The organism is Candidatus Infernicultor aquiphilus, assembly GCF_002784285.1.
Classification (GTDB): Bacteria; Atribacterota; Phoenicimicrobiia; order Phoenicimicrobiales; family Phoenicimicrobiaceae; genus Infernicultor; species Infernicultor aquiphilus.
In genome coordinates this window covers 1-5347 of sequence record NZ_PFKO01000109.1, presented here as the reverse complement: position 1 = coordinate 5347, position 5347 = coordinate 1, and the positions used below count along the sequence as shown (strand labels likewise).

The window sequence follows — 5347 nt, the reverse complement described above, 5'->3', positions numbered from 1 at the left end:
AGGATTATGGCTGATACCATTATGTTCACCGCTGAGTTTGGCCGGCTTCCGTTTTCGGAATACAATACGGCGAAGTCTTCCTCTTTTATCTTCTTGAAAATTAGCTGATAAAAATTGTATTCCTCCGATTCCCTTATCTTTTTTCTCTTTGATTCCGACAGCTGTCTCTCTATATCGAAAAAAGATGTCTGTAGATGAGTGGTATTTTCGCGAAACATTTTTTTTCTTCCTCCTCTCTGCCTGTGCGTGTACTGTACGCATGCAGACAGGTGTATCGACTTCCTTTATTATACAACTTCTCCGTCTTAAAACTAAAAATAATTCAGCCTATAATTGACTTTTTAGAGTGGACTCATATATAAAAATAGAAAAATAATCGGGTGTGAATTTCTTATTTAATACTCTTTTATATATTCGACAAAGGGTTGGGTAAATCCTGCTTTTTGGGAAGAAAACTTTTCAGTTTTCGGTTTTTAGGAAAGAGATTGCCGCGCTTTCTTCGAAAGCTCGCAAGGACAGAAATTAGAAAATGGGACCTACCGTGTCCCTATTTATTTTATCATATCGGATCTATGTCCATCTCTTGGTATTTATTGGTTATCCAGTTGTTTTTAAAACATTTCTTTTTTATCATTTGTTACCCGTAAATCCACTAATGCGACATTTTTTAAAATGGCGCATTAGTGGATTTTATTAATTTCTATAAATAAGTTTTTTATTTCGTCCTTTATTTTTCTATTGTGGGCATAGTCGAGCATTTCTGCCATATTAATCCGGTAATTAAGAACTATGTTAGAAATAATCTTTATATATTCTTCTTGGTCTATAAGGTTAATTTTTTTCATTTCCATAAATAAATCAACAAGTATTTTTTCTATCTTTGTTAGATTTTTTTCTTTAGAAACACGAGAAGAAACAGAGGGTCTTAGTATAATAGTTTGAGGTTTTAATTCTACAAATTTTTCTACTTCAATTTTATGGGGATTAAGATAAACATTATAATCATTTTCTATTAAAAAATCTTTTACGGATGGCAGGAAATCTTTATCGGTATAAATAAAAATTACAAATTGAGTGGGTAAGTGATGGAAAAAACCTTTTAATTGTTCAGTGCTCCAGCAAGAAAATTCAAGAAGTGGAAATTTTTCTATTAATAATTTTATAATTTTTTCAGTAGATTCTATATTCAGCTCAAATTCTTTTTGAATATTAGAATACCATCCTCTGCCTGCGGGATATATAACTTTATTTTTTTTAAGAAGGTAAAGATATTTTTTTAAAGTATCTTCTTCAAATTTAATTCCCTTTTCAGTAAAATATCTTTTTAAATCGTTAATATGAAAATAATATCTATCTCTTGCGTAATCAATAATATGTTCTTTAATAGTTATGTTCGCCATCGTTCCTCCTTTCTCGTTTTATCTGTGTCGTCAGACAGTTAAAAAAAATAATCTTTTTTAATTTTCTATAACTTATTATTAATACGACAAAAGGTTGGGAAAGTCCTTTTTTTTGTGAATTAAATTATAAAATACAAGGGTTTTCAATTCACCGATTAACTAATTCACCTATTGACCAATTCACCAATTCACCAATTAATTAATTAAACCATTTACTAATTTAAAAACAATCTGCCAATTAAAATAATCTACAATCTTCCGATCAATCAATTAATTTAGTTAGCCAGTTGTCCGGTTTGCCAGTTAACCAGTATTTTTGTTGACCAGTTATCCGGTTAACCAGTTTGCCTGTTAAGGCTAAGAAATCTAATAAATCAGGATTTGCAATAACAGAAAATGTTTCACCCTCACCCTACCCTCTCCCTTCAAGGGAGAGGAATATAGGAAAAATATCCCCTCGAAGGAGTAGGGAATATTTGTTTGCTCATTTCAAAATCTCCCAAGAACCCCCTCTGTCTGGACCAACCCTTTTTATTTTATTTTTTTTCTTTAGTTGGTTTAAATTGAATTTAATTCCACTTTCACTTATTCCTATCTTTTCTGCAAGCTCTTTTCTAGTTATTCTTGGTTTCTCTTTAATTAGCTCCAATATTTTCTGGGTAGTTTTCTGGGTAGTTTTCTGGGTAGTCAATTTGAACATTAGCTCCTCTTTCATTATAATCCCGATGAGCCATTGAGTTTACTACTGCTTCTCTTAAAGCATCTTCAGGAATTTCTAAAATCTCTTCTCTAGGACCTGCCGTTTCAATCTTATATTCCAATCTTAGGTTTCTTAATAAAAACGACATTACATTATGGTAATTCGAGAGAGAATCTTCTGTAAAATCTTTTCTATCTATTATTTTGTATTTATCACTTCCTTTATACAAAACACAAGTAATTATCGCCTGTTTGAAAAATTTCTCAACATTATTGCAGAAAAATAAAACACCCGCATTCTTGAATTTCTCAGTTTCGGTTAAAACTCCTAGATTGATTAATATATTCTTATCTGGAATAACTCTGCTTATCTTGGCTTTTTGTAAAAAAGTATCAAACTTCATTTGATCAAAACCATTTTTAAAGCTGAATTCTTTATTTATAGCTTCATCAAATAATATCTTTCCTTCTTGGTTAAAGAAATCTCTTATTTCATCTGTGGATAATTTTTGAGAATTACTTCCCTGTCTTAAAAAGAATCCAGATGAACATCTATACGGTTTATTGATTCCTTCATCAACATTTACAATAAGGACACTATTAATTATTTCAAGTTCAATAGCTATTGATGGGTCACAATTTCTTGCGGTATTTTGGATTTCAGATTTTAGATCGTTGGTTATTTTAATTCCTTTAACTACACCCCTATTATCAATTCCAATGAATATTCTTCCCCCTTCAGTATTCGCAAATGCAACAAACTCTTTTGCTATATCTTTAGAACTATAATTTTCTTTAAATTCTATTTTTAAACCTTCACCTTGTTTTAATAGAAACTCAAATTCCTTTTTGTTCATATCTAAATTTTAAACCCGATTCCTTCCAGATTCTTTTTAATCTCTTCTTCTAATGTCGTTGTAATCTTTTCTATTTTTCTATAACTTAATGTTAATTCGACAAAGGTTTGGAAAAGTCCTTCTTTTTTGTGAATTAAATTATAAAATGCCAGGGTTCGTAATTCACCAATAAATTAATTCACCTATTGACCAATTTGCCAATTCACCAATAAATTAATTAACCCATTCACCAATTTAGAAACAATCTGCCAATTAAAATAATCTACAATCTTCCGATAAATCAATCAATTTAGTTAACCGGTTATCCGGTTTGCCAGTTAGCCAGTTGAGATTGCCTCATTCCCTTCGGTCACTGGCGATAACGGAGAATGTTTCACCCTCACCCTACCCTCTCCCCTCAAAGGGCGAGGAATATAGGAAAAATATTCCTTTGAAGGAGAAGGGATTATTTGTTTGCTCATTTCAAAATCTCCCAAGAACCACCTTTGTCTGAGCCGATGCGCTTGATCCTACCTTCTTTTTTGAGTTTTGCTATTTGCCATTCTACTCCTTTTTGTGAAATTCCTAACATTTCCGCCAGTTCATTTATCGTTATATATGGTGTTGCTTTTAAAACAGATAAAATTTTCTCCCTAGTTTTCTCCCTAATTTTTGGCCTTTGGAAAGTAGCAGTAAAGAAGGTATCAAATTCAAATTTAATCGGCGGCAATCCGGCTTTAGAGATGAGCTTCTTTATCTTATTGATACCAGTTCCCATCTTTTCGATATATCCGGCTCGATGTAATAGGTTGGCGATATTAGGATTTCTTAAGACACTCTTTTTACCAAAGTCTTCCGGCTTTAATCCTTTGGCCAGTCCACCGAAATTGGTTATTTCAATCCGGTCATCAAACATCTCTACCATGATATTAGTGCCTTTTTCAAAATAATCCCGATGAGCAACTGCATTTATAATTGCCTCTCGCAGGGCCTCATAAGGGATCTCAGGAATTTCTTTCCTTCTTGGTTCACCAGTCATTTCATATCTTAAGGGGATATATTGTTTTAGAAAATTCAGGGCTCTATCTATGCTGGAGATTAAATCTTCGTTAAAATCACGTCGGTCTAACACCTCTACTTTTTCTGTTCCTTTATAGAGGGCACAGGTTATAGCGGTATGAAAATAGATATCCTGTAGGTTTTTGGAAAAGAAGAGAATGCCAGTGTTATTAAAGATAACTTTTCCTTCCTGTCTTTCAGCTACTCCTAAGTTAGTTAACACCGTAGGGGCATCCAGGACTTTTGAGATACCGGCAAGTTTTAAGAAGTATTCAAGTTTTTGGGGGTCGAAGTGGGTATGATAATCAAACTTTAAATTGATAAGCTCATCAAAGCGGATTTTGCCTTCTGTTCTACAGAATTCAATGATTTCATCTCGGCTAAGCTTTTGGGAATTTGGACCTACTCTAATATAAAAACCGGAAGAACATTTATAAGGTTTGTCTTCACCTTCTCTTACATTTATAATAAGAATATTTTCAAATTCTTCTAATATAATTTTAACGGGAGGCTGGCAATTGTGGGCGATATCCTGGATTTGAGATTTAAATTTATTGGTTAGATTTATGCCTTTTATTTCCATGTCATCAGTTATTCCAAGAAATATCCTGCCACCTGATGAATTAGCAAAGGCCACCAGTTCTTTATCTATACTGGTCATAGATTCTTTAAATTCAATTCTGTAACCTTCACCTTCTTCAAGTATTAGCTGTAGTTCATCTTTGTTCATATTTATGATCACCATCTTTTATATTTTTCTATAACTTAATGTAAGTTCGACGAAGAGTCAGGAAAGTCCTTCTTTTTTGTGAATTAAATTATAAAATACCAGGGTTCGCAATTCACCGATTGAGTAATTCACCAATTCACCAATGTGCCAATTCACCAATAAATTAATTAACCCATTCACCAATTTAGAAACAATCTGCCAATTAAAATAATCTACCAATCTTCCGATCAGCCAATTAATTTAGTTAGCCAGCTAACCGGTTTGCCAGTTGACCAGTTGAGATTGCCATACCCTTGATAAATCAGGGTTCGCAATAACGGAAAATGTTTCACCCTCACCCTACCCTCTCCCCTCAAGGGCGAGGAATATAGAAAAAATATCTCCTCAAAAGGGAGGAAATATTGGAAGAATCTCCCCTCAAGCGCGAGGGAATATAAGAAAAATATCCTCTTGAAGGAGGAAGGAGTATCGGAAGAATCTCATCTTAAGGAGTCTTAAGGAGAAGGAAATGCGAGGGTAGTACTTATTTTAATATGTTCAGAAAATTCTTTCGCGGTGATATATTTATTATCTTTCATTAATTCTATAATTTTTATTTCGTTTTCTCCCAACTTTTCTCCCAA

5 protein-coding genes and 1 pseudogene are annotated in these 5347 nt (G+C 32.9%); all 6 read right to left on the bottom strand.

Translation table 11 applies throughout. The features are described from left to right. Positions 1 to 218, bottom strand: a pseudogene (locus COZ07_RS03055) (DDE transposase); the annotation flags it as partial. A gap of 462 nt (positions 219 to 680) precedes the next feature. Next, on the bottom strand, positions 681 to 1400 hold the full coding sequence (locus tag COZ07_RS03050) for a DUF6577 family protein (protein ID WP_406607119.1): 720 nt from the start codon (positions 1398 to 1400) through the stop codon (positions 681 to 683). Positions 1401 to 1884: 484 nt separating this feature from the next. Beyond that, on the bottom strand, positions 1885 to 2100 hold the full coding sequence (locus COZ07_RS03045; protein WP_406607118.1) for a winged helix-turn-helix domain-containing protein: 216 nt from the start codon (positions 2098 to 2100) through the stop codon (positions 1885 to 1887). Next, positions 2036 to 2956 (bottom strand): helix-turn-helix domain-containing protein, encoded by a 921-nt coding sequence (locus COZ07_RS03040; protein ID WP_406607117.1) that lies wholly within the window; start codon positions 2954 to 2956, stop codon positions 2036 to 2038. Before COZ07_RS03040 ends, COZ07_RS03045 begins: the two co-directional genes overlap by 65 nt. Positions 2957 to 3273: 317 nt before the next feature. After that, positions 3274 to 3417, bottom strand: a complete 144-nt coding sequence (locus COZ07_RS03035; RefSeq protein ID WP_406607116.1) for a hypothetical protein — start codon at positions 3415 to 3417, stop codon at positions 3274 to 3276. Then, positions 3414 to 4724: a helix-turn-helix domain-containing protein gene (locus COZ07_RS03030; protein WP_406607115.1), complete on the bottom strand. Its 1311-nt coding sequence runs from the start codon at positions 4722 to 4724 to the stop codon at positions 3414 to 3416. Before COZ07_RS03030 ends, COZ07_RS03035 begins: the two co-directional genes overlap by 4 nt. Positions 4725 to 5347 lie beyond the last annotated feature (623 nt).